This is a genomic window from Salmonella sp. 2018103, assembly GCF_026247685.1.
GTDB lineage: Bacteria > Pseudomonadota > Gammaproteobacteria > Enterobacterales > Enterobacteriaceae > Salmonella > Salmonella enterica.
This window is the reverse complement of sequence record NZ_CP111029.1, coordinates 945830-967667: the sequence shown is the minus strand read 5'-3', so window position 1 is coordinate 967667 and position 21838 is coordinate 945830. Positions and strand designations below refer to the sequence as shown.

Annotated in this window: 26 protein-coding genes and 1 CRISPR repeat array; of the genes, 6 read left to right on the top strand and 20 right to left on the bottom strand. The window is 53.9% G+C overall.

Features of this window, described 5'->3' with window-relative positions; translation table 11 throughout:
* Positions 1–106 precede the first annotated feature (106 nt).
* Positions 107–871, top strand: a complete 765-nt coding sequence (gene ygbI / locus OLG56_RS04610; protein ID WP_000613179.1) for a DNA-binding transcriptional repressor YgbI — start codon at positions 107–109, stop codon at positions 869–871.
* An 18-nt stretch (positions 872–889) separates the two neighbouring features.
* Here the strand turns inward: ygbI and OLG56_RS04605 are convergent, their stop codons facing one another.
* Positions 890–1294: a MarR family winged helix-turn-helix transcriptional regulator gene (locus tag OLG56_RS04605; RefSeq protein WP_000423338.1), complete on the bottom strand. Its 405-nt coding sequence runs from the start codon at positions 1292–1294 to the stop codon at positions 890–892.
* Positions 1295–1464: 170 nt separating this feature from the next.
* On the opposite strand from OLG56_RS04605, the gene OLG56_RS04600 reads away from it, so the two are divergent.
* The 3 genes from OLG56_RS04600 to OLG56_RS04590 are packed head-to-tail and all read left to right on the top strand — an operon-like array spanning position 1465 to position 3732.
* On the top strand, positions 1465–2058 hold the full coding sequence (locus tag OLG56_RS04600) for a non-oxidative hydroxyarylic acid decarboxylases subunit B (RefSeq protein WP_001237180.1): 594 nt from the start codon (positions 1465–1467) through the stop codon (positions 2056–2058).
* Positions 2058–3485, top strand: coding sequence for a non-oxidative hydroxyarylic acid decarboxylases subunit C (locus OLG56_RS04595; protein ID WP_000863168.1), 1428 nt, complete (start codon positions 2058–2060; stop codon positions 3483–3485). The genes OLG56_RS04600 and OLG56_RS04595 overlap by 1 nt, the downstream gene beginning before the upstream one ends.
* A gap of 10 nt (positions 3486–3495) precedes the next feature.
* Entirely contained in the window at positions 3496–3732 is a 237-nt protein-coding gene (locus OLG56_RS04590; RefSeq protein WP_000562967.1) for a non-oxidative hydroxyarylic acid decarboxylases subunit D, read from the top strand.
* A gap of 44 nt (positions 3733–3776) precedes the next feature.
* Here OLG56_RS04590 and rpoS read toward each other — a convergent pair whose 3' ends face one another.
* Both rpoS and nlpD read right to left on the bottom strand, forming a co-directional pair.
* Complete coding sequence (rpoS, locus tag OLG56_RS04585; RefSeq protein ID WP_266027650.1) at positions 3777–4769, bottom strand: RNA polymerase sigma factor RpoS; 993 nt, start codon at positions 4767–4769, stop codon at positions 3777–3779.
* A 62-nt stretch (positions 4770–4831) separates the two neighbouring features.
* On the bottom strand, positions 4832–5914 hold the full coding sequence (nlpD, locus tag OLG56_RS04580) for a murein hydrolase activator NlpD (protein ID WP_223152175.1): 1083 nt from the start codon (positions 5912–5914) through the stop codon (positions 4832–4834).
* On the opposite strand from nlpD, the gene OLG56_RS04575 reads away from it, so the two are divergent.
* On the top strand, positions 5844–6002 hold the full coding sequence (locus OLG56_RS04575; RefSeq protein ID WP_223148970.1) for a peptidase: 159 nt from the start codon (positions 5844–5846) through the stop codon (positions 6000–6002). The two genes, nlpD and OLG56_RS04575, sit on opposite strands and share 71 nt — an antisense overlap.
* Positions 6003–6140: 138 nt before the next feature.
* Here OLG56_RS04575 and OLG56_RS04570 read toward each other — a convergent pair whose 3' ends face one another.
* From OLG56_RS04570 to cysD, 10 genes are all read right to left on the bottom strand, one after another.
* Positions 6141–6767 carry a protein-L-isoaspartate(D-aspartate) O-methyltransferase gene (locus OLG56_RS04570; RefSeq protein ID WP_000253542.1) on the bottom strand — a complete coding sequence of 209 codons (627 nt, stop codon included), beginning with the start codon at positions 6765–6767 and terminating at the stop codon, positions 6141–6143.
* Complete coding sequence (gene surE, locus OLG56_RS04565) at positions 6761–7522, bottom strand: 5'/3'-nucleotidase SurE (protein WP_001221538.1); 762 nt, start codon at positions 7520–7522, stop codon at positions 6761–6763. Before surE ends, OLG56_RS04570 begins: the two co-directional genes overlap by 7 nt.
* Positions 7503–8552, bottom strand: a complete 1050-nt coding sequence (truD, locus tag OLG56_RS04560; protein WP_000134246.1) for a tRNA pseudouridine(13) synthase TruD — start codon at positions 8550–8552, stop codon at positions 7503–7505. Before truD ends, surE begins: the two co-directional genes overlap by 20 nt.
* Positions 8549–9028: a 2-C-methyl-D-erythritol 2,4-cyclodiphosphate synthase gene (gene ispF, locus OLG56_RS04555; protein WP_001219244.1), complete on the bottom strand. Its 480-nt coding sequence runs from the start codon at positions 9026–9028 to the stop codon at positions 8549–8551. Before ispF ends, truD begins: the two co-directional genes overlap by 4 nt.
* Positions 9028–9738 (bottom strand): 2-C-methyl-D-erythritol 4-phosphate cytidylyltransferase, encoded by a 711-nt coding sequence (ispD, locus tag OLG56_RS04550; RefSeq protein WP_000741649.1) that lies wholly within the window; start codon positions 9736–9738, stop codon positions 9028–9030. Before ispD ends, ispF begins: the two co-directional genes overlap by 1 nt.
* An 18-nt stretch (positions 9739–9756) precedes the next feature.
* Entirely contained in the window at positions 9757–10068 is a 312-nt protein-coding gene (ftsB, locus tag OLG56_RS04545; protein ID WP_000517480.1) for a cell division protein FtsB, read from the bottom strand.
* 190 nt (positions 10069–10258) lie between these two features.
* The gene (locus tag OLG56_RS04540; protein WP_001537530.1) at positions 10259–10582 is read right to left on the bottom strand and encodes a DUF3561 family protein; all 324 of its coding nucleotides are present in this window, start codon (positions 10580–10582) and stop codon (positions 10259–10261) included.
* Between the two features lie 50 nt (positions 10583–10632).
* Positions 10633–11238 carry an adenylyl-sulfate kinase gene (gene cysC / locus OLG56_RS04535; RefSeq protein WP_001173659.1) on the bottom strand — a complete coding sequence of 202 codons (606 nt, stop codon included), beginning with the start codon at positions 11236–11238 and terminating at the stop codon, positions 10633–10635.
* Positions 11225–12664 carry a sulfate adenylyltransferase subunit CysN gene (gene cysN, locus OLG56_RS04530; RefSeq protein ID WP_023254081.1) on the bottom strand — a complete coding sequence of 480 codons (1440 nt, stop codon included), beginning with the start codon at positions 12662–12664 and terminating at the stop codon, positions 11225–11227. The genes cysC and cysN overlap by 14 nt, the downstream gene beginning before the upstream one ends.
* 9 nt (positions 12665–12673) lie before the next feature.
* Positions 12674–13582: a sulfate adenylyltransferase subunit CysD gene (gene cysD, locus OLG56_RS04525; protein WP_000372384.1), complete on the bottom strand. Its 909-nt coding sequence runs from the start codon at positions 13580–13582 to the stop codon at positions 12674–12676.
* A 250-nt stretch (positions 13583–13832) separates the two neighbouring features.
* On the opposite strand from cysD, the gene OLG56_RS04520 reads away from it, so the two are divergent.
* Positions 13833–14879, top strand: coding sequence for an aminopeptidase (locus OLG56_RS04520; RefSeq protein ID WP_000490473.1), 1047 nt, complete (start codon positions 13833–13835; stop codon positions 14877–14879).
* A 14-nt stretch (positions 14880–14893) separates the two neighbouring features.
* Positions 14894–15959: a CRISPR direct-repeat array (repeat unit 29 nt; unit sequence CGGTTTATCCCCGCTGGCGCGGGGAACAC).
* Between the two features lie 96 nt (positions 15960–16055).
* Here OLG56_RS04520 and cas2e read toward each other — a convergent pair.
* From cas2e to casA, 7 genes are read right to left on the bottom strand one after another with little or no spacing between them, the layout of a single operon-like run.
* On the bottom strand, positions 16056–16349 hold the full coding sequence (gene cas2e / locus OLG56_RS04515; RefSeq protein WP_023204590.1) for a type I-E CRISPR-associated endoribonuclease Cas2e: 294 nt from the start codon (positions 16347–16349) through the stop codon (positions 16056–16058).
* Positions 16349–17269, bottom strand: a complete 921-nt coding sequence (gene cas1e / locus OLG56_RS04510; RefSeq protein ID WP_000144832.1) for a type I-E CRISPR-associated endonuclease Cas1e — start codon at positions 17267–17269, stop codon at positions 16349–16351. The genes cas2e and cas1e overlap by 1 nt, the downstream gene beginning before the upstream one ends.
* Entirely contained in the window at positions 17266–17916 is a 651-nt protein-coding gene (gene cas6e, locus OLG56_RS04505) for a type I-E CRISPR-associated protein Cas6/Cse3/CasE (RefSeq protein WP_061377579.1), read from the bottom strand. Before cas6e ends, cas1e begins: the two co-directional genes overlap by 4 nt.
* On the bottom strand, positions 17898–18644 hold the full coding sequence (cas5e, locus tag OLG56_RS04500) for a type I-E CRISPR-associated protein Cas5/CasD (RefSeq protein ID WP_061377580.1): 747 nt from the start codon (positions 18642–18644) through the stop codon (positions 17898–17900). Before cas5e ends, cas6e begins: the two co-directional genes overlap by 19 nt.
* 10 nt (positions 18645–18654) lie before the next feature.
* Positions 18655–19713, bottom strand: a complete 1059-nt coding sequence (gene cas7e / locus OLG56_RS04495; protein ID WP_031569632.1) for a type I-E CRISPR-associated protein Cas7/Cse4/CasC — start codon at positions 19711–19713, stop codon at positions 18655–18657.
* Positions 19714–19726: 13 nt separating this feature from the next.
* Positions 19727–20275 (bottom strand): type I-E CRISPR-associated protein Cse2/CasB, encoded by a 549-nt coding sequence (gene casB, locus OLG56_RS04490; RefSeq protein ID WP_000029527.1) that lies wholly within the window; start codon positions 20273–20275, stop codon positions 19727–19729.
* Positions 20272–21831 carry a type I-E CRISPR-associated protein Cse1/CasA gene (gene casA, locus OLG56_RS04485; RefSeq protein WP_031569635.1) on the bottom strand — a complete coding sequence of 520 codons (1560 nt, stop codon included), beginning with the start codon at positions 21829–21831 and terminating at the stop codon, positions 20272–20274. Before casA ends, casB begins: the two co-directional genes overlap by 4 nt.
* Positions 21832–21838 lie beyond the last annotated feature (7 nt).

Genomic DNA, 21838 nt, shown 5'->3' with positions numbered 1-21838 from the left:
AATAACAAAATGTGTTATTTTTTGTGAAGGCAATCCTCATAGAACTTCACACGCTGTGACGAGAAATCGCGTAAAATCGCGACAGGACTAAAGAAAGGAGCAGACGTTGATACCTACTGAGCGTCGACAAATCATTCTTGATATGGTGGCGGAGAAAGGCATCGTCAGTATCGCTGAACTGACCGAGCGCATGCATGTATCCCACATGACTATCCGCCGTGATTTACAAAAACTGGAGCAGCAAGGCGCGGTAATCCAGGTCTCTGGCGGCGTGCAATCATCGACTCGCGTGGCGCACGAACCCTCGCATCAGATCAAAACCGAACTGGCGACGCCGCAGAAAGCGGCGATTGGCAAACTGGCCGCCAGCCTGGTACAGCCAGAAAGCTGTATCTACCTTGATGCAGGTACTACCACGCTGGCGATCGCCAGGCAGCTGGTTACGATGAATAAACTTACGGTGGTGACGAATGATTTCGTCATCGCCGATTACCTGATGGACAATAGCGATTGCACAATTATTCACACTGGCGGGGCGGTATGCCGGGAAAACCGGTCGTGCGTCGGTGAAGCCGCGGCGACGCTCTTGCGCGGGTTGATGATTGACCAGGCCTTTATTTCCGCCTCTTCCTGGAGCGTGCGCGGTATTTCAACGCCGGCAGAAGATAAAGTCACGGTGAAACGGGCCGTCGCCAGCGCCAGCCGCCAAAAAATTCTGGTGTGCGACGCGACCAAATACGGCCAGGTCGCTACATGGCTGGCGTTACCGCTGGCGGAATTCAACCAAATCGTCACCGATGACGGCCTGCCGGAAAGCGCAATTCGGGCGCTGGCCAAAGTGGATATCTCACTGCTGATGGCCAAACAATAGCAAAGCGGCGCAAGCCGCTTACGTCATCATCTTGCGTACCAGTTGCGTAAACTGTTCGCGTTCTTCAGCGCTCAGTCGCCCCAAAAACTCATCGTCAACGCGATCCCCCAGTGGTATCGCGGCGGCGAGCAACGTTTGGCCCTGAACGGTGAGATAGACAAAACGCCGACGTTTATCCAGCGGATCGTTTTCTCGCTTTACCAGTCCACGATTTTCCATCCGGCTTAACATCTCCGCCAGCGTCGCTTTAGTGCTGACCGCCGCTTCGGTCAGATCGACCTGTTCAATACCCGGATGTTCAGCAATAACGCGCATCACCGCATATTGAGGTTTGGTGAGCTCCGGTAGTTCATGCTGCCAGCGTGCGGTATGTTGCTGAAAAAGTTGGCGTAACAGATGAAACGCGGTGTTTCGTAACTCCATGAGCGCTCCGGATAAATTAACTTTTTCTATCATAACGACTTATGCACGGTTTTTTAATGACGAATGCTTTAGCTAAACGTGCGCAGGCGTCGGGAGCGATCTTGTCGCAAAGGCCGTGTGGGCGTATTTTGATCAAAATGTTCGTATACGAACGATATTTGAGGTAAGAAATGAGATTGATTGTGGGGATGACCGGTGCGACCGGCGCGCCGCTTGGCGTCGAGCTACTCCAGGCATTGCGGGCGATACCTGATGTTGAAACGCATCTGGTGATGTCAAAGTGGGCGAAAACCACTATTGAACTGGAGACGCCCTACACGCCCGCTGAGGTAGCCGCCCTGGCAGATTATTGTCATAGCCCGGCCGATCAGGCGGCGACCATTTCCTCCGGCTCATTTCGTACCGACGGCATGATTATTATCCCCTGCAGTATGAAAACACTGGCGGGAGTTCGCGCCGGCTATGCCGAGGGGCTGGTGGGACGCGCTGCCGATGTCGTGTTGAAAGAGGGTCGCAAGCTGGTGCTTGTACCGCGGGAAATGCCGCTCAGCACGATTCATCTGGAAAACATGCTTGCGCTTTCTCGTATGGGGGTGGCGATAGTGCCGCCCATGCCCGCGTTCTACAACCTGCCGCAAACCGTTGACGATATTATCCAGCACATCGTAGCGCGCGTTCTCGACCAGTTTGGTCTGGAGCATACGCGCGCGCGTCGCTGGCAAGGACTGCGACAGGCAGCAAATTTTTCACAGGAGAATGGATAATGGCATTTGATGATTTGCGCAGTTTTTTACATGCGCTGGATCAGCAGGGACAACTGCTGAAAATCAGCGAGGAAGTGAATGCGGAGCCGGATCTCGCCGCCGCTGCCAACGCAACGGGACGAATCGGCGATGGCGCGCCCGCGCTGTGGTTTGACAATATTCGTGGTTTTACCGACGCCCGCGTGGCGATGAATACCATCGGTTCCTGGCAGAACCATGCCATCTCACTGGGTTTGCCGCCTAACACGCCGGTTAAAAAACAGATCGATGAATTTATTCGCCGCTGGGACAATTTTCCGGTAGCACCGGAACGACGGGCGAATCCGGGCTGGGCGGAAAATACCGTCGACGGCGACGCAATCAACCTGTTTGATATCCTGCCGCTGTTTCGTCTGAACGACGGCGACGGCGGATTCTATCTGGATAAAGCCTGTGTGGTATCACGCGATCCGCTCGATCCCGATAACTTCGGCAAGCAGAATGTCGGTATCTACCGTATGGAAGTTAAAGGCAAGCGTAAGCTGGGTCTGCAACCAGTGCCGATGCATGATATCGCATTGCACCTGCACAAAGCTGAAGAGCGTGGCGAAGATCTGCCGATTGCGATCACGTTGGGTAACGATCCGATCATTACCCTGATGGGCGCAACGCCGCTGAAATACGATCAGTCAGAGTATGAAATGGCAGGCGCGCTGCGTGAAAGCCCCTATCCTATCGCCACCGCGCCGCTGACCGGTTTTGATGTGCCGTGGGGATCTGAAGTCATTCTTGAAGGGGTCATCGAAAGCCGTAAACGTGAAATTGAAGGACCGTTCGGCGAATTTACCGGCCACTATTCCGGCGGTCGCAACATGACCGTGGTGCGTATCGATAAGGTCTCTTACCGCAGCAAACCCATTTTTGAATCGCTCTATTTGGGGATGCCGTGGACGGAAATCGACTACCTGATGGGGCCGGCGACCTGCGTGCCACTGTATCAACAGTTGAAAGCCGAATTTCCGGAAGTGCAGGCGGTAAACGCCATGTACACCCACGGCCTGCTGGCCATCATCTCAACCAAAAAACGCTACGGCGGCTTTGCCCGTGCGGTGGGCCTGCGAGCGATGACGACGCCGCACGGTCTGGGATATGTGAAGATGGTGATCATGGTCGATGAAGATGTCGATCCATTCAATCTGCCACAGGTGATGTGGGCGTTGTCGTCGAAAGTGAATCCGGCAGGCGATCTGGTACAGCTACCGAATATGTCCGTCCTGGAACTGGATCCGGGCTCAAGCCCGGCGGGGATTACCGACAAGCTGATCATTGACGCCACCACGCCGGTTGCGCCAGATAACCGTGGTCACTATAGCCAGCCGGTTGTTGATTTACCGGAAACTAAAGCCTGGGCTGAAAAGCTGACCGCCATGCTGGCCAACCGTAAATAAGGAGTAACCGATGATTTGTCCACGCTGTGCCGATGCACATATTGAACTCATGGCGACTTCGCCGGTAAAAGGAGTCTGGACGGTATATCAGTGTCAGCATTGTCTGTATACCTGGCGCGATACCGAACCGTTACGTCGTACCAGCCGCGAACACTATCCACAAGCGTTTCGCATGACGCAAAAAGATATTGATAACGCGCCAATGGTGCCGAGTATCCCGCCGCTGCTGGCAGAAGACAAACGGTAAAAAAAAGGCCAGTCTGTCGACTGGCCTTTTTTTGACAAGGGTACTTACTCGCGGAACAGCGCTTCGATATTCAGCCCCTGCGTCTGCAGAATTTCGCGCAGACGGCGCAGGCCTTCAACCTGAATCTGACGAACACGTTCACGCGTAAGACCGATTTCACGGCCTACATCTTCCAGTGTCGCAGCTTCATATCCCAGCAGACCGAAACGGCGCGCCAGCACTTCACGCTGTTTGGCGTTCAGTTCGAACAACCATTTGACGATGCTCTGTTTCATATCATCATCTTGCGTGGTGTCTTCCGGACCGTTCTCTTTTTCATCGGCCAGGATGTCCAGCAACGCTTTTTCGGAATCACCGCCCAGCGGGGTGTCTACCGAGGTAATGCGCTCGTTGAGACGAAGCATACGGCTGACGTCATCAACCGGTTTATCCAGTTGCTCTGCAATTTCTTCCGCACTCGGTTCGTGGTCCAGTTTATGCGACAACTCACGTGCGGTGCGCAGGTATACGTTCAGCTCTTTAACAATGTGAATCGGCAAGCGAATCGTACGGGTTTGGTTCATAATCGCCCGTTCGATTGTCTGGCGAATCCACCAAGTTGCGTATGTTGAGAAGCGGAACCCGCGTTCCGGGTCAAACTTCTCAACTGCACGGATAAGCCCCAGGTTGCCCTCTTCAATCAGGTCCAGCAACGCCAGTCCACGATTGCCATAACGGCGGGCAATTTTTACCACCAGACGCAGGTTACTCTCAATCATGCGACGGCGAGAAGCGACATCTCCACGCAGTGCGCGACGCGCAAAATAGACTTCTTCTTCGGCTGTTAACAGTGGTGAATACTCAATCTCACCAAGGTAAAGCTGAGTCGCGTCCAACACACGCTGTGTGGCCCCTTGCGATAACAGCTCTTCTTCAGCCAGGTCGTTATCACTGGGTTCCTCTTCACTCAAGGCTTTTTCGTCAAAAGCCTCTACTCCGTTCTCATCAAATTCCGCGTCTTCATTTAAATCATGAACTTTCAGCGTATTCTGACTCATAAGGTGGCTCCTACCCGTGATCCCTTGACGGAACTAGCAAGTCAAAGCCTGGTTCCGCCGCTTTATCGCTGCGGTAAATAACGCAGCGGGTTTACGGATTTCCCCTTGTAACGAATTTCAAAATGCAAGCGTGTAGAGCTGGTGCCGGTGCTACCCATAGTAGCGATTTTTTGCCCCGCCTTAACTTCCTGTTGTTCCCGGACCAGCATCGTATCATTATGGGCGTAGGCACTCAGGTAATCATCGTTATGTTTGATGATAATAAGATTACCGTAACCACGCAGCGCGTTACCGGCATATACGACGCGCCCATCAGCGGTTGCGACGATAGCCTGTCCCTTACTGCCTGCAATGTCGATCCCTTTATTGCCCCCTTCGGAAGCGCCAAAGTTTTCGATCACTTTGCCATCCGTCGGCCAGCGCCATGCGGAAATCGGCGCGCTGGTTGACGTACTGCTTGCATTTGGTTCGGTCGTGCTTACCGTTGGTGCCGTTACAGGCGCTGTGACAACCGTCCCAGCAGGCTTGTTGTTTGGCAACATTTTGTTAGCACTTTGTTCACCTGAGCCCTCAGAATACGTAATTGTTGGTTGAGACGCAACTGCAACGGTGGAATTTTGTGCAGACCTGGTCACAACTCCTTGCTGTGCTGCATCCGCCTGGGTGATCGCATTTCCGCCAGTAATTGGCGTACCGGATGCGTTACCAACTTGCAAAGTTTGCCCTACATTCAGGCTATACGGGGCAGGAATACTGTTTCTCTGGGCCAGATCGCGGAAATCGTTCCCGGTAATCCAGGCGATGTAAAAAAGCGTATCCCCCTTTTTCACGGTGTAAGTACTGCCACCCGTATAGCTACCTTTCGGAATATTCCCATACTGGCGATTGTATACGATTCGCCCATTTTCCATCTGCACGGGCTGTTCCGCGACCGGTTGAGTTTGCATGGGCTGCGTTACAGGACGCTGAACGGGTTGAATTTGCGGCGCTTGTTGCGGCGTTTGTTGCGTCGTCGTGCCCATTTTTGGCGGCGGTGTGATCAACATCCCGGAATTGGTATTTGATGACGAACCACTGTCCACAGACGTGACCGGCGCCGGAGGGTTTGACGAACTGGTACAACCTGCCAGCCATAGTGAAACCAGTGATAGTGCCGCAATGCGACTAACGGTGAATTTTGGGCTTCCCGCGCTCATTTATCCCCCAGGAAAAAATTTGGTTAACAACCAGTGACGTAAGAACCGTGCAACGCATTAAGTGAACACGGGAAAATGTGTTCACGATACGCTTAACCCACCGGGAATAACCAGGAAAACTCCAGGTATTCGTTTCGGCTTCATCAGGCGTAAGAGTGGGTGTTTGCAGGGCAAACTAGGCCAGCTCTCCCTTGACTAACGGGACGAAGCGAACGGCCTCCACGGTATCGATAATAAATTCGCCGCCCCGGCGACGCACGCGTTTCAAAAACTGCTGCTCATCGCCCACGGGCAGAACAAGAATGCCGCCTTCATCCAACTGTGCCATGAGCGCGGTAGGAATTTCCGGCGGCGCGGCCGTCACAATGATAGCGTCAAACGGCGCACGCGCCTGCCAGCCTTGCCAGCCATCGCCATGACGGGTAGAAACATTATGTAAATCGAGCTGCTTCAGGCGGCGGCGCGCCTGCCATTGCAGCCCCTTAATCCGCTCAACGGAGCAAACGTGATGTACCAGATGCGCCAGAATCGCCGTCTGATAGCCGGAACCGGTGCCAATTTCCAGCACCCTGGATTGCGGCGTCAGTTCGAGCAGTTCCGTCATTCGCGCCACCATATAGGGCTGCGAAATCGTCTGACCCTGGCCTATCGGCAAAGCGATATTTTCCCAGGCCTTATGTTCAAACGCTTCATCAATAAATTTCTCGCGCGGCACTGCAGCAAGCGCATTAAGCACCAGCTCATCTCTGATGCCCTGCGCGCGCAATTGTTCAAGAAGAGCCTGTACACGTCCACTTACCATTGCGTGCCAACTCCCACGCTGTCTAACCAGTCTGAAACCACATCATGCGCGCTGTGCGCGGTTAAATCCACATGCAACGGCGTGACGGAGACGTAGCCTTCATCCACCGCCGCGAAATCGGTATCCGGCCCGGCATCGTATTTATCGCCCGGCGGGCCAATCCAGTACAATGTATTACCGCGCGGATCTTCCTGCGGGATTACTTTATCCGCTGGATGGCGGCTACCGCAGCGAGTCACGCGGATACCTTTAACCTGCGCTAACGGTAGATCCGGGACATTCACGTTGAGAATACGCCCGGTACGCAACGGCTCCCGGCTTAACCCTCGCAAAAGCGCGCAAGTCACGGCTGCAGCCGTATCATAATGCTGATAGCCGTTAAGGGAGACCGCTAATGCCGGAAAGCCGAGATGACGACCTTCCATCGCCGCGGCGACTGTACCGGAATAGATCACATCATCGCCCAGATTCGGACCCGCGTTAATACCGGAAACGACAATATCCGGACGCGGACGCATTAAGGCATTAACGCCCAGATAGACGCAATCGGTCGGCGTCCCCATCTGTACGGCGATATCGCCATTATCAAAGGTAAAAGTACGAAGCGAAGATTCCAGCGTGAGGGAATTAGACGCGCCGCTGCGGTTACGATCCGGGGCTACGACCTGTACATCAGCAAACTCACGCAGCGCTTTCGCCAGCGTTTGTATACCGGGCGCGTGAACCCCGTCATCGTTACTCAGCAATATGCGCATAATCACCCATTGTGTTGATCAGTTCCCTTACTACGCTGGTGGCAAAACTGCCTGCGGGCAGCCAGAAACGTAACTCGACGGTAACGTCATCCCACCAGTTCCAGCTTAATTGTTGCGGATAAAGCAGCATCGCTCTGCGCGACGCCTCTACTTTTTCGCGCAGCAACAGCGATTGCAACACCGTTTCCTGGGCAATGGCATCTTGCTCAAACGCCAGCGCCGCACGCTGTGTTCCCCACTCTCCGCTGCCCGGCAACGATGCTGTAATCATCAGCTCTTTTTCGTCTACCCGGCGCTGCAATTCAGGCAGTTCTTCAGATGTCGCGACGAACCAGCTTCCACGCCCCGCTAATTGTAGCGCATCGCCGTCAACAACTTGATTAAAGTCTGGTTTCTTCAGCCGCTGGTGAACAATTTGATTAAACAACGCGCTACGTGCCGCCGACAACCAAAAACTGCGTTTATTGCGATCGCGCACCGGCGCGTTACTTTGCGCCCAGCGCAGCGCGCCCTGCAAGTTGCTGCCACCAATGCCGAATCGCTGTGCGCCAAAATAGTTCGGCACGCCGCCATCGCGAATCGCCTGCAATCGCGTTTCGACATCGCGGCGATCGCTTATTTCACGCAACACCAGCGTAAAGGCATTGCCTTTCAGCGCGCCTAAACGCAGCTTACGCTTGTGACGCGCGTATTCCAGCACTTTACAACCTTCCAGCTGAAAGGCGCTGAAATCGGGCATCTCTTTCCCCGGCACGCGCGCGCACAGCCACTGCTCGGTAACGGCGTGTTTATCTTTTTGCCCGGCAAAGCTCACTTCGCGAGCGTGAATTTTCAGGAATTTCGCCAGCGCGTCAGCGACAAAACGGGTATTGCAACCGTTTTTCAAAATACGCAGCAGAATGTGCTCGCCTTCACCATCCGGCGTAAAGCCTAAATCTTCAACCACCACAAAATCTTCCGGATTCGCTTTCAGCAATCCGCTACCTTGTGGTTTTCCGTGCAGCCAGGTGAGATTGTCAAACTCTGTCATTTCGCCGCCTTCATCAGCAACGCGACCGCTTCGCAGGCAATGCCTTCTCCGCGTCCGGTAAATCCGAGCTTTTCCGTCGTCGTCGCCTTCACGTTAACATCATCCATATGGCAGCCGAGATCTTCGGCGATAAAGACGCGCATTTGCGGAATATGCGGCAGCATTTTCGGCGCCTGCGCAATAATGGTGACATCTACGTTGCCGAGGGTGTACCCCTTCGCCTGAATACGACGCCAGGCTTCACGCAGTAGTTCGCGGCTATCCGCTCCCTTAAATGCCGGATCGGTATCCGGGAAGAGCTTGCCGATATCGCCAAGCGCCGCCGCACCCAGCAGCGCATCGGTCAGCGCATGTAACGCCACATCGCCATCGGAATGCGCCAATAGCCCTTTTTCATAAGGGATACGCACGCCGCCAATGATAATCGGCCCTTCTCCGCCAAACGCGTGTACGTCAAAACCGTGTCCAATTCGCATTATGCTTTCTCCTGGTGGATGGTTCGGGTCAGATAAAATTCCGCCAGCGCCAGATCTTCCGGACGGGTGACCTTGATGTTATCCGCGCGACCTTCTACCAGCGCCGGATGAAAACCACAATACTCCAGCGCTGACGCTTCGTCGGTGATGGTCGCGCCTTCATTCAGCGCACGCGTCAGACAATCATGCAAGAGTTCGCGGGGGAAAAACTGCGGGGTGAGCGCGTGCCATAAATCGGCGCGCTCTACGGTATGGGCAATAGCGTTTTTCCCCGGTTCGCCGCGTTTCATGGTGTCGCGCACCGGACTGGCGAGGATACCGCCGACCCGGCTGTTTTCGCTGATAGCCAGCAACCGCGCAAGGTCATCCTGATGCAAACAGGGTCTTGCCGCGTCGTGCACCAGCACCCACTGCGCCTTTGCAACGGCCTGCAACCCGGCCAAAACGGAATCAGCGCGTTCGTTGCCGCCATCCACAACGGTGATTTGCGGGTGATTCGCCAACGGAAGTTGGGCAAAGCGATGATCGCCAGGGCTGATAGCAATAACAACGCGTGTCACCCGAGGATGCGCCAGCAGCGCATGAACTGAGTGCTCCAGAATGGTTTTATTACCGATTGAGAGATACTGCTTAGGACATTCTGTTTGCATTCGGCGGCCAAATCCGGCAGCCGGCACCACGGCGCAAACGTCCAATAAAGTGGCTGCCATGTTAAATCCCTGGATGGTTTATCGATGAGTTTGCCCCGCCGTTGCCGCGCGTTTTGAGGCGTCAGGCACCAGACGATAGAAGGTTTCGCCCGGTTTGGTCATGCTAAGTTCGTTGCGCGCGCGCTCCTCAATCGCTTCCTGGCCGCCATTGAGATCGTCAATTTCGGCAAAAAGCTGATCGTTACGCGCTTTAAGTTTGGCGTTTGTCGCCTGCTGCGCGACCACATCATCGTTGACGCGGCTATAGTCATGTATGCCGTTCTTACCGAACCACAGCGAGTACTGTAGCCAGACCAGTAAAGCCAGCAACAGCAGCGTTAGTTTACCCATCCTGCCCCCTGAAAAACGGCATCATCATCCCATAACGTCCTCTGTGACTCCACATTCAGGACGGGATTGCCGCGACAACGCCGGCAAATGTACCACATTTGCCGGATGTTACGTATACCCGAGTAAGGAGAACATAATCTCATTGTTGGTTACGGTTTGAATTATGACCGGAGGCGCAGTGATAACCCGTCTACCCTAATAGCCATATGAATAACGCGCCGAACAGCGCGCCTACCGCCAGTAGAGTAAACATGATGCTAAAAAGTATTTTGCCCTTTACCAACAGATGCAACGCAATGCCGATAATCACCGATACCGGCATTAACGCGAGGAAAAAGGGCCAGGTATAGAGGAAAAAAAACAGCGTGTTAGGGCCATAAAGCAGAAAAGGGATCCCCAACGCCAGCAGCCATGACACAAAGCCGACCACCGCCCCCGGAAATGCACTGGTGGCGTCATCGTCGACCATGAAGGCGTCTGACCTTGTGAAAGTAATGTTATGGCTATTACGCATATTAAATCCTGTAACCTTGACCATACCGGGCATACAAGCCCGGTGGTGTCTCAGGATCTGATAATATCGCGCCGTCTCAGCAGGTCTAATAATTGGGAAACCAAATTTGTTACTAATTGTTCACCATTAAGATGAACCTGGGGCGAGTCAGGCGCTTCGTAAATGGCGTCGATGCCGGTAAAGTTACGCAACTCGCCCGCGCGCGCTTTTTTATACAACCCTTTAGGATCGCGCTGTTCACAGATAGCCAGCGGCGTATTGACATAAATCTCGATAAAACGATCGTGGCCGACGCGCTCTTTTACCAGTTGCCGCTCGGCGCGGTGCGGAGAAATAAATGCCGTCAAAACAATCAGACCGGCGTCCGCCATCAGGCTGGCCACTTCGCCTACCCGCCGGATATTCTCCTGGCGATCGGCATCGCTAAAGCCTAAATCACGGCACAAACCGTGGCGCACATTATCGCCATCCAACAGGTAGGTACTGACGCCACGGTGATGTAACGCCTCTTCCAGCGCGCCGGCCACCGTTGATTTTCCCGAACCGGAGAGTCCGGTAAACCACAGCACCACGCCACGGTGGCCGTGGAGCTGTTCACGGGCGGCGACAGTAACGGGATGAGAATGCCAGACCACGTTCTCATCATGCAGCGCCATGTTTATCTCCCAGCAAATCGCGGGCGTCCCAGTGCGGAAAATGACGGCGTACCAGCGCATTCAGCTCCAGCTCAAACGCACTGTATTCCACGGGCGGCGTCGCTCCGCGTTCGTCCAGTTCCCGCACCATGCCAGCGCCCACGGTAACGTTAGAAAGTCGGTCGATAAAAATCAGTCCGCCCGTCACCGGATTTTGCTGATAAATATCCAGCGCGAGCGGCTCATCGAATGTCATCTCTACCAGACCAATACCGTTTAACGGCAGACTCTCGACGTCTCGTTGGGTCAGATTGTTGATATCAACCTGATAGCGAATAGCCTCGATACGCGCGCGGGTTTTCTTACCCGCGAGTTTAACGTCGTAGCTTTGGCCCGGCGCCAGCGGCTGTTCCGCCATCCATACCACGTCGATCGCGGCGTGACGCGCAGGTGCCAGCGTCTCGTTTGCCGCCAGCAGCAGATCGCCGCGGCTAATATCAATGTCGTCGTTGAGTACCAGGGTAATGGCTTCGCCCGCACAGGCTTCTTCTTTATCGCCATCAAAAGTGACGATACGCGCCACGCTGGATTCCACGCCGGACGGCAGCACTTTAATGCGCTCTCCGACTTTGACGCTACCAGACGCCAGAGTGCCGGCATACCCCCGAAAATCAAGATTCGGGCGATTGACGTATTGTACCGGAAAGCGCATCGGCTGACGGTCTACCGCACGCTGTATGTCTACCGTTTCCAGGACTTCCAGCAGCGTCGGACCGCTGTACCAGCGCATATTCGCGCTCTGCGCGGCGACATTATCCCCTTCCAGCGCCGAAAGCGGGACAAAGCGAATATCCAGATCGCCCGGCAACTGTTCAGCAAAGGTCAGGTAATCTTCACGAATACGGGCGAAGGTCTCTTCGCGGTAGTCAACGAGATCCATTTTGTTGATTGCCACCACCAGGTGTTTGATCCCCAACAGAGTGGAGATAAAGCTATGGCGACGCGTCTGATCCAGCACGCCTTTACGCGCGTCGATCAGTAGGATCGCCAGATCGCAGGTGGACGCCCCGGTCGCCATATTACGAGTATATTGTTCATGGCCCGGCGTGTCGGCGATAATAAATTTTCGTTTTTCCGTGGAGAAATAGCGGTACGCGACGTCAATAGTAATGCCCTGCTCACGCTCAGCCTGCAGCCCATCTACCAGCAGCGCCAGATCGAGTTTTTCTCCCTGCGTGCCATGACGTTTACTGTCATTATGCAGAGAAGAGAGCTGATCTTCATAAATTTGCAGGGTATCGTGCAGCAAACGACCTATCAGCGTACTTTTACCGTCATCAACGCTGCCACAGGTTAAAAAACGCAACAGGCTTTTGTGCTGTTGGGCAATCATCCAGGCTTCGACGCCGCCTTCATTGGCGATTTGTTGGGCAAGTATGGTGTTCATGGCGGCTCCTTAGAAATACCCCTGACGTTTTTTAAGCTCCATCGACCCCGCCTGATCGCGGTCAATCATCCTTCCCTGGCGCTCGCTGGTGGTAGAAACCAGCATCTCTTCGATAATTTCCGGCAGCGTTTGCGCGTGGGATTCCACCGCCCCGGTGAGCGGCCAACAGCCAAGTGTACGGAAGCGCACCATCCTTTTTTTGATGACTTCGCCAGGCTGGAGATCGATACGATCGTCATCCACCATCATCAACATGCCGTCACGTTCCAGAACCGGGCGTTCAGCAGCCAAATACAGCGGCACGATGTCGATGTTTTCCAGCCAGATGTATTGCCAGATATCCTGCTCTGTCCAGTTGGAGAGAGGGAAGACGCGTATACTTTCGCCTTTATTAATCTGACCGTTATAGTTACGCCACAACTCTGGACGCTGATTTTTCGGGTCCCAGCGATGGAAACGGTCACGAAAGGAGTAAATACGTTCTTTCGCGCGGGATTTTTCCTCATCGCGCCGTGCGCCGCCGAACGCGGCATCAAAACCGTACTTATTCAGCGCCTGCTTTAACCCTTCGGTTTTCATAATGTCGGTGTGTTTAGCGCTACCGTGAACGAACGGATTGATGCCCATCGCCACGCCTTCCGGATTTTTATGTACCAGCAATTCGCAGCCGTATGCGTTGGCGGTACGATCGCGAAAGGCGTACATCTCACGGAATTTCCAACCGGTATCAACGTGCAATAGCGGGAACGGCAACGTACCCGGATAAAACGCCTTACGCGCCAGATGCAGCATGACGCTGGAGTCTTTACCAATGGAGTACAGCATGACCGGATTAGCGAATTCCGCTGCCACTTCACGGATAATGTGGATACTTTCCGCCTCCAGTTGCCGCAGGTGGGTGAGTCGTTTTTGATCCATAACCGTTCCTTTGCAATACCGTTTTTTGCTAAACATTTCGATTACACGACTATAGGGAGCGCAGGAGAGTGAATGAAATGACGAATTGGAATGAGTAGTTCCTCAAAGGAATAACGCGGCCCAAAAACCAATATCAAAAAATGCTTAACGTACCGGATTGCCAGCATTTAGGAGCAAATGAAATTGTATTAACACGATCGCGGTTTCATACTAGCCACGTAAAATTTTGTTCTGTATTTAAGGACTCATTATGTTTTCCGCAACGCGCCGCTTTGCCGTCATTCTGGCGCTCGGCGTAGGCTTTATCCTTCCTGCACAAGCAGCATCACCAGAGCCTGGTGAAATAGCGAATACTCAGGCACGACATATCGCCACCTTTTTTCCCGGGAGAATGACTGGCTCCCCCGCCGAGATGTTATCTGCCGATTATTTACGCCAACAATTTACCCAGATGGGATACCAAAGCGATATTCGAACGTTTAATAGCCGATTTATTTATACTACGAAGGATAATCGCAAAAACTGGCATAACGTGACGGGCAGTACGGTCATCGCCGCCCATGAAGGGCGCGTGCCGCAACAGATCATTATTATGGCGCATCTGGATACCTACGCTCCGCAGAGCGACGCTGATGTCGATGCCAATCTGGGCGGTTTAACGTTACAAGGAATGGATGATAATGCCGCGGGATTAGGCGTTATGCTGGAACTGGCGGCGCGCCTGAAAGATATACCGACCCATTATGGGATTCGTTTTATCGCCACCAGCGGGGAAGAAGAGGGAAAGCTAGGCGCGGAAAATTTACTCAAACGAATGAGTGACGCTGAGAAGAAAAATACACTGCTGGTCATTAATCTCGATAACCTGATTGTTGGCGACAAGCTCTATTTTAATAGCGGGAAAAATACGCCGGAAGCGGTGCGTACGCTGACCCGCGATCGGGCATTAGCGATTGCGCGCCGTTATGGTATCGCCGCCAACACCAATCCGGGACGCAATCCATCCTACCCCAAAGGAACGGGTTGCTGTAATGATGCGGAGGTTTTCGATAAAGCGGGAATATCTGTGCTTTCTGTTGAGGCGACGAACTGGAATCTGGGTAAAAAAGACGGATACCAGCAACGCGTGAAAAATGCCTCCTTCCCGAACGGTAATAGCTGGCACGACGTACGGCTTGATAATCAACAGCATATTGACAAGGCGCTACCAGGGCGAATTGAGCGCCGTAGCCGCGATGTAGTGCGGATAATGCTGCCGTTGGTAAAAGAGCTGGCGAAGGCGGAAAAAACGTCCTGATATGCTGGTGAAACGTGTTTATCCCCGCTGACGCGGGGAACACTCAAATTATGAGTCAGGGCGTAACACTCCAGCCGGTTTATCCCCGCTGGCGCGGGGAACACTCGTTGGATCTCTTTACTTATATCCCCGTAGGCGGTTTATCCCCGCTGGCGCGGGGAACACTTCGCCCCGCCCCTCCGGGGTGATTTCATCATCGGTTTATCCCCGCTGGCGCGGGGAACACCAAGGAGCCATAACACCGAGAGTTGGTGATGGCGGTTTATCCCCGCTGGCGCGGGGAACACTTGAACACTTAGCGACAGTTAGTATACCAACACGGTTTATCCCCGCTGGCGCGGGGAACACTGTTGCGGCGACATTCTGATCGGGACAACGATCGGTTTATCCCCGCTGGCGCGGGGAACACGAGGGCGACGTCATCAACATGAAAAAAGACAACGGTTTATCCCCGCTGGCGCGGGGAACACATTCAAGACGTTGGCTGGAGATATGGGGGTGCCGGTTTATCCCCGCTGGCGCGGGGAACACGAAAATCACGCAGCAGCGCGGAGAGGAATTGGCGGTTTATCCCCGCTGGCGCGGGGAACACGCAAAACTGGCAACACTCGCGAGGCGCTGGATCGGTTTATCCCCGCTGGCGCGGGGAACACGCTGGTAGCTCCGCTGTACGTTTGGCCTGAAGCGGTTTATCCCCGCTGGCGCGGGGAACACCCACTTTTCAAGGCCGGCCCCTTTCGCCACTCCGGTTTATCCCCGCTGGCGCGGGGAACACACTCCTTTGGTGCTGGGGATATCAGATTAAACCGGTTTATCCCCGCTGGCGCGGGGAACACGTATTTTCGCGCCTTTTAACGAGACACTCGAACGGTTTATCCCCGCTGGCGCGGGGAACACTGCCGGTACGCAGCCAGAAACGCCGGGTAACCCGGTTTATCCCCGCTGGCGCGGGGAACACAAATCTCCGGGGTCTATCCCTAACAGTCCCGTCGGTTTATCCCCGCTGGCGCGGGGAACACCGTTAGCGGAATTGGCCGCTGATATTGAATCGCGGTTTATCCCCGCTGGCGCGGGGAACACACTAAAACTATATTTTTGTTCTAAAAGCCCTTTTTTACTACCTAACAAACTACCAACGGTAAGATAACAATTCCTTATTATTAAAGAACATTCAACTTATTGATTTTCAACAGGAAGAAAAGAAACCAAACGCAGTCCATCCAAATCTACCGGAATACGTCGGTTTTCACCCCATGTCTGGAACTCAAATCCCGACTCCGTGTTGGTCGCCCAGGCCATGACGGCATTCCCGCAACCGCCAAGCTGTGTGATCTGTTGCCAAATCATTTCCCGAATACGCTTCGAGGTATCGCCAACATAAACACCTGCACGAACCTCGAGTAACCAGACGGCAAGACGTCCCCGCAGGCGCGGCGGTACGTTTTCCGTGACCACAACCACCATACTCATCAACCATGCCCCCGATGGCCGCTATCCCCCAAGGATTCAGGTTCCGGTATTGCTGGCGGCAGCATATCCGGCGCAGGCTGAGGCGGTTCAATTTCACCGGCAGCGAGCACTTCTTCGATCAGTGGGATCAACTTTCCGGTCAGCTTCGAACTGCGAAAAATATCACGGCAGGCCAGGCGCACTTCTTTATCTGGTTCCGCCGGGTGACGAGCGGCGATCTCAAATGCTTTGGGCACCACCGATTCAAATTTGATGATATCGGCAATGTCATAAACAAAAGAAAGCGGCTTACCGCTATGGATAAAACCGATAGCTGGCGCATATCCCGCCGCCAGGATAGCCGCTTCTGAAATCCCGTACAGGCACGATGTCGCCGCGCTAATACATCGGTTGACGACATCCCCCTTCTCCCAGTCTTTCGGATCGTAGTTACGACCATGCCACTTCACGCCGTATTGCTTCGCCAGTAATGCGTAGGTCGCCCGCACGCGAGAACCTTCAATACCGCGCAGTTGCTCAACGGAACGACGGGCGGGCGGCGGTTCGCGAAAACGCAGTTCATACATTTTGCGCACCACCTTCAGCCGCAGGTCATCATCTAACGCCAGCTTTGCCTGATAAAGCAGCTTATCGGCTCGTGCGCCGCCGGGTTGTCCGGAGGAATAGACCCGCACTCCCGCCTCGCCCACCCATACCAGCAGCGTTCCTACCGTCGATGCCAGACGCACAGCCGCATGGGAAACCCGCGTTCCCGGTTCCAGCATGATACAAGCGACCGAACCGACGGGAATATGCGTGCGGATTCCCGTTTTATCGATCAGCACGAATGCCCCATCCAGCACGTCAATTTGACCGTACTGGAGGAAGATCATCGAGGTTCGATCTTTTAACGGGATCGGGTTGAGCGGTACGAACGTCACGCGTCGTCTCCGGGTTTGATCATCATCATTCCGCAGCCAAACGCCCGACTTTTACCGTACCCCTGCGCCAGACGTTGCAGGAAAAGCACGGGATCGTTAATCACCAGCACGCCGGTATAGTCCACGCTGCTAAACTGAATCATCTGCCGGGATTTCTCTCGACGTATCTGCTGCTGCCGATAAGCATCAACGCTCGTCTCGCGCAGGGGGAAGCCATTTTGTTCCCCCTGGCGCGCCAACCACGCTAGCGCCGCCTGCTGCTGATAAGACCAAATATCCTGGCTATCACCCTGCGTTTTACGCTGGCGTTTCGCCTCCATCAGCAAATCGTGACGCTTGCCGTTTTTGCAAATTGTCGGATTGGCGCGCAGATTAAACCGCAGCGTCTGCCCCGCGCTCAGCGTTGGCGCAAACGGGCGAGTCTGCACGTCAAAAATCGCGCTGGCGGCAGGCTGTTCCTGCGAGAGAACAAAAAAGCGAAACGCGCCCTGTAATTCTTCGCGGCGATAAAGAAACTGCCGTTCCTTGCCGCCGGGAAAGAGATCCCATAACCACTGGTGCATCACGTACTCGCCGCGCTCCACCAGATGCAAGAGCTGTGCCGGCGAAAGCTCGCTGGTGTGCAGCGTTATTCTTGAGAGATACACGCGTCCTCCTTGCTGAGCCACGGCCCCTGATTCACGCTACGTTCACCGAACAGCCATTGCTGGCGGCTCAATGGCATGTCGCGACGACGTAAAATTTTGTTCGCCGTTAAGCCATCGTGTTCACCTTCCCACCAGCATTCGTTCTGTAATCTGGGGAGAGTCAGTTTCAGCGTATTGAATTGATCCTGATACCAACGATACGCTTCGCGCAGGGCATCCGGCGCGCGTCCTTCCAGCAGTTGCGGCGCAAGCGGCAACGCCAGAGGGTGACTTTTGCGCCCCAGATACAGCGGGAACACAGGATGTTGTAACGCCGCCTGAAGCTGCGCCAACGTGTAAGGCGCGTCCGGCGTCGCGCTGACAGCAATCATCCACCAAGCGTCGGTGTAGTAGTCGCGTCGGGAAATCAGCGCGCTCAGTAATTCAGGATCCTGCAACTCTTCACGGCGGCTGAAGTAACGTGCCTTACGTACCTCTTTCGGCATCTGCACCGTGTGATAATCCCGCGCCCAGCGCGGGTTGCCACTGGCGCACAGCAAAAATTGGTAATGACGATTGAAGGCGTTTAGCCGTTCCTCCTCATCGCGGCGAATTCCCAGCGCCGCAGCTAATAACCCCAACAGCGCCGAGCGCGAGGGTAGCTCATGGCTGTGGCGCACTTCGCCTGGCGCATCCACGCCCCAGGAGGCCATCGGCCCGTGAAGCTGAAAAACCAGATATTGGCTCATAAGCCGCCCCTTACGCGCAGATGAAGTCAAGCACGTCTTTCATGCTTCCCTGCTGATTCATCACGTCGAAACTGGCGGTATCAGTCCGCTGGCCATAAACCTTATTCATATTCTTATGCAGCGATGTAATACGCTTAACCGCAACGTTCAATTGGTCTGTACCGTTGATCGGTTCATAAAACGCAGCCGCCAGTGAACGTGGTTGGTCGGTGCCTTTTTCGGCCAGCGCCCACGAGGCATAGGCACGGCTGGCAAAGCTGTTCTGTTTGCCGGTCGGCGACACTTTCAGCGCCGCTTCAGTAAAGGCGCGCAGCGTTTTGTTTGCCAGTTCTTCATTGCCGTTCAGGTTTTTCACCAGCAGATCTTTGTCGATGCAGATATAGGTGTAAAACAGCGCGGAGCCAAAGCCGGTTTCGCCGAGATGGCCTGCACCTGCATCTTCTGCCGATGCCTGGCGTAGGTCATCCACAGCAGTAAAGAAATCGTCTTCGACGATCGTTTCGCTGACGCCGAAGGCGTGGCCGACCTGGCAGGCGGCTTCAACGTTAAAATCAGTTTTCTCCGCTAACATCCGGCCAAACATGGCAATATCGACGGCCATGCGATCTTTACGTAGCAGTGCAAGCTCTTCCTCTTTTGGCGCGCGTTTTTCTTCTGCCAGACGGTGCGCCAGCGCTTTCACAGCCTCAAACTCAGCTGGGCTGATATGCACCAGTTGCCCGGTTTCAGCATTCGTCAACTCATCTTTGGGTTTCTTTTCCGCCTTTACCTTGCCAAAATAGTTAGCGATGTTCTTGACGTACTCAACCGCTTTTTTGGCGTCAATGCCGCTTTCAACGAGGATCTGCGCCGCTTCGCGCGCAATACGTCCGCTACGAATACCGATATTCCCGGCAAGCGCCTGCTCAAACAGTTCCGAGGTACGCCAGGCACGTTTCAGGCTCTGAGAGGAGATACGCAGACGCGTCGCGCCGCCAAGCACCACGGTTTTTGGCGCGCCGGTATCGTCACGGTTGAGGTTGGCGGCAGGATAAGCGGTTAATAAATGGAGTTGAATAAACGTTGTCATAAAGATATCCCTGTTAATCTTGTTCGTTATCGCCAGCCTGGTAGTATTCCAGCGCCCAGCGGATACGGAGAAATTCGGTTGGCCGCTGCTGGCGGCGATGGTGGTTCAGCAAGTCATTCTGCTCCTGGCACCAGCAGAAAATATCGTCTGCAAGAGAAAACAGGTTGACCGAACCATCTAACAGCTTCACCGCACGCCGTAACTGGCGCAGCAGTTCATCCGGCGTTTTTACCGCTAATAGGTGGGAGAAGCGTAATTTTGACATCACCGGAGTGTCGCCACCTTTCTTCTGTCCAAGCTGCGCAGCAAAACTCTTTTGCTCATCAATAAATTTGATATGTGCAGCCAGTGCCGCTGTGATTGCCAATGCAGTAACATGCCAGGGTGCCTTGTTTTTCCACAACGAATGCGTCTGCATTAACAGCAAATGAAATCCCTCAGACAAGCAGGCCTCATTCACCGTTTTACTGCGCCGCAAGCTGGCCCGTGCACCCCGCTTCTCCTGCAAATCCTCATGCCATTTGCGCAGCGTGGCTTTGTGATCCTCTTGCACAATACTCATTCAGCAGCCTCCTGCTTCTTTGCTTTGGCGGCTTTCGCGCTTTGCTTTTCCGCCGATGAGGTAAAATATTTTTTGCGCGCCTTCATGATGCGCTCCAGATCGCTGCTCTCGTAGGGGTTGGTAAAGACGTGATCATCGAAGTAACAACGGGTAAACAGCCAAAGTTCTCTTTGCCATTTATTCAGCCTTTCGTCCGGCTTGTGGCCGTTTTCCAGATCGTGGATCAGATTGAGAAAGCGCCCCTGCGTCAGGTTCCAGAAATCAATGTCGATAAAACTGAAATCACCGCGGGCGCCCTTCGCATTGGCGAACCACGCTTCTTTTAGCGCACTGCGCAGCAGGCTGAGGAGTCGGGTAGCAGTTTGTATTGCTTTACGTAAATCAGGGATCAGACCTTCCGTCATCAGCAACGGAAAGTGGTGCTCATACCAACAGCGGATTTTCATTTTTTTGGAATCGGCACCAAATCCCCACAAGCCTACTTTGATATTCCTGAGCTCTCGGGCATTAAACACTTTGATCACCTGTGCCGGATATTCGGTATTCTTTTCCGTCGGGTTTTCTTGACTTAGTCCCAGCCAATCTCGCCAAAGAAGTCCACCAGGTTGGGTTATAACAGGTTCAAATCCCTTACTATTCTTTATTTGCAGGCGATGTGGTGTTAATGGGTGCCGCCAGCGGTCATAATTAACGCCATAATTCTTGACCAACATCTGGATTAGCAGCTCATCGCTATTATTACCGCAGATATTGCACACTCCCTGACGTATTGTCGCGAAATCCAGACGGATACGGCGTGGCATCCCCCAGTATGCTTGTAATTTATTTACCTGCTCATCTGTTGTAATAGTATGAGCTGGTGGCTCGCTGGTACGTGTTGCGGCAAGCCAGGGAAATACAGCCGCATCATAGACGACAGGCAAAGGCAGATCCGCAGCATCCTGCGGCATCACGTTGAGCCACAGCTTGCGCCAGAGCGGCGTTTGCCGCTCTCCCTGATATTCCTGCAATTCAATCAATGTAGTCAGCGGCCCGCCGCCGCGCAGCCCAGTGCGGTAGCCTTGTCCGCCGGAAGGAGCGTTAAGCTGCATAGAAAACAACGCCAACGCGGCACAATGCGGGCAAAAACATTCCATTACGCCACGTTTGATAAAATGATCTGTATTTAACTCAGTAGTTTGAATACCTGGTGTTTCCGGTAATAGCGAAGCTATAGTTATTTTATTGTCGGGTAATTCTTCAAAATCCTGCATAAAAGACGGCGTTTCCGCGCCAAACTGAAAAGCGTGTTCTAACGGTGCTAATGCCTTATGGAGCGCATCGGCATGCAATCCATCAAACCAGATATCCTCCCAGTTTTTGTATCTTTTCGGCGCGATACTGCATTGCAGCAATCCCAACAGAAACTGCCAGGCCGCTCCCTGCAAATCTGCTCGCGTTGCGGCGATATCCACCACGTTTTCATCTGCCAGATTGACAGGAGCCAGTTTGCCCGTGGAACCGTCTTTGAAACGGACGGGGAGCCAGGGCGTTGTTAAAAGCGAAAAATTGTCCATATCTATA

Excerpts from the sequence above, each read along its gene's own strand:
- cysC (WP_001173659.1), bottom strand. The coding sequence starts at position 11,238 with ATGGCGCTGCATGATGAGAACGTGGTCTGGCATTCTCATCCCGTTACT.
- truD (WP_000134246.1), bottom strand. The coding sequence starts at position 8,552 with ATGACAGAGTTTGACAATCTCACCTGGCTGCACGGAAAACCACAAGGT.
- ispF (WP_001219244.1), bottom strand. The coding sequence starts at position 9,028 with ATGCGAATTGGACACGGTTTTGACGTACACGCGTTTGGCGGAGAAGGG.
- OLG56_RS04570 (WP_000253542.1), bottom strand. The coding sequence starts at position 6,767 with ATGGTAAGTGGACGTGTACAGGCTCTTCTTGAACAATTGCGCGCGCAG.
- cas7e (WP_031569632.1), bottom strand. The coding sequence starts at position 19,713 with ATGACAACGTTTATTCAACTCCATTTATTAACCGCTTATCCTGCCGCC.
- surE (WP_001221538.1), bottom strand. The coding sequence starts at position 7,522 with ATGCGCATATTGCTGAGTAACGATGACGGGGTTCACGCGCCCGGTATA.
- casA (WP_031569635.1), bottom strand. The coding sequence starts at position 21,831 with ATGGACAATTTTTCGCTTTTAACAACGCCCTGGCTCCCCGTCCGTTTC.
- cas5e (WP_061377580.1), bottom strand. The coding sequence starts at position 18,644 with ATGAGCCAATATCTGGTTTTTCAGCTTCACGGGCCGATGGCCTCCTGG.
- ftsB (WP_000517480.1), bottom strand. The coding sequence starts at position 10,068 with ATGGGTAAACTAACGCTGCTGTTGCTGGCTTTACTGGTCTGGCTACAG.
- OLG56_RS04520 (WP_000490473.1), top strand. The coding sequence starts at position 13,833 with ATGTTTTCCGCAACGCGCCGCTTTGCCGTCATTCTGGCGCTCGGCGTA.
- OLG56_RS04595 (WP_000863168.1), top strand. The coding sequence starts at position 2,058 with ATGGCATTTGATGATTTGCGCAGTTTTTTACATGCGCTGGATCAGCAG.
- cas2e (WP_023204590.1), bottom strand. The coding sequence starts at position 16,349 with ATGAGTATGGTGGTTGTGGTCACGGAAAACGTACCGCCGCGCCTGCGG.
- cysN (WP_023254081.1), bottom strand. The coding sequence starts at position 12,664 with ATGAACACCATACTTGCCCAACAAATCGCCAATGAAGGCGGCGTCGAA.
- OLG56_RS04600 (WP_001237180.1), top strand. The coding sequence starts at position 1,465 with ATGAGATTGATTGTGGGGATGACCGGTGCGACCGGCGCGCCGCTTGGC.
- OLG56_RS04590 (WP_000562967.1), top strand. The coding sequence starts at position 3,496 with ATGATTTGTCCACGCTGTGCCGATGCACATATTGAACTCATGGCGACT.
- casB (WP_000029527.1), bottom strand. The coding sequence starts at position 20,275 with ATGAGTATTGTGCAAGAGGATCACAAAGCCACGCTGCGCAAATGGCAT.
- OLG56_RS04605 (WP_000423338.1), bottom strand. The coding sequence starts at position 1,294 with ATGGAGTTACGAAACACCGCGTTTCATCTGTTACGCCAACTTTTTCAG.
- ispD (WP_000741649.1), bottom strand. The coding sequence starts at position 9,738 with ATGGCAGCCACTTTATTGGACGTTTGCGCCGTGGTGCCGGCTGCCGGA.
- cysD (WP_000372384.1), bottom strand. The coding sequence starts at position 13,582 with ATGGATCAAAAACGACTCACCCACCTGCGGCAACTGGAGGCGGAAAGT.
- rpoS (WP_266027650.1), bottom strand. The coding sequence starts at position 4,769 with ATGAGTCAGAATACGCTGAAAGTTCATGATTTAAATGAAGACGCGGAA.
- OLG56_RS04540 (WP_001537530.1), bottom strand. The coding sequence starts at position 10,582 with ATGCGTAATAGCCATAACATTACTTTCACAAGGTCAGACGCCTTCATG.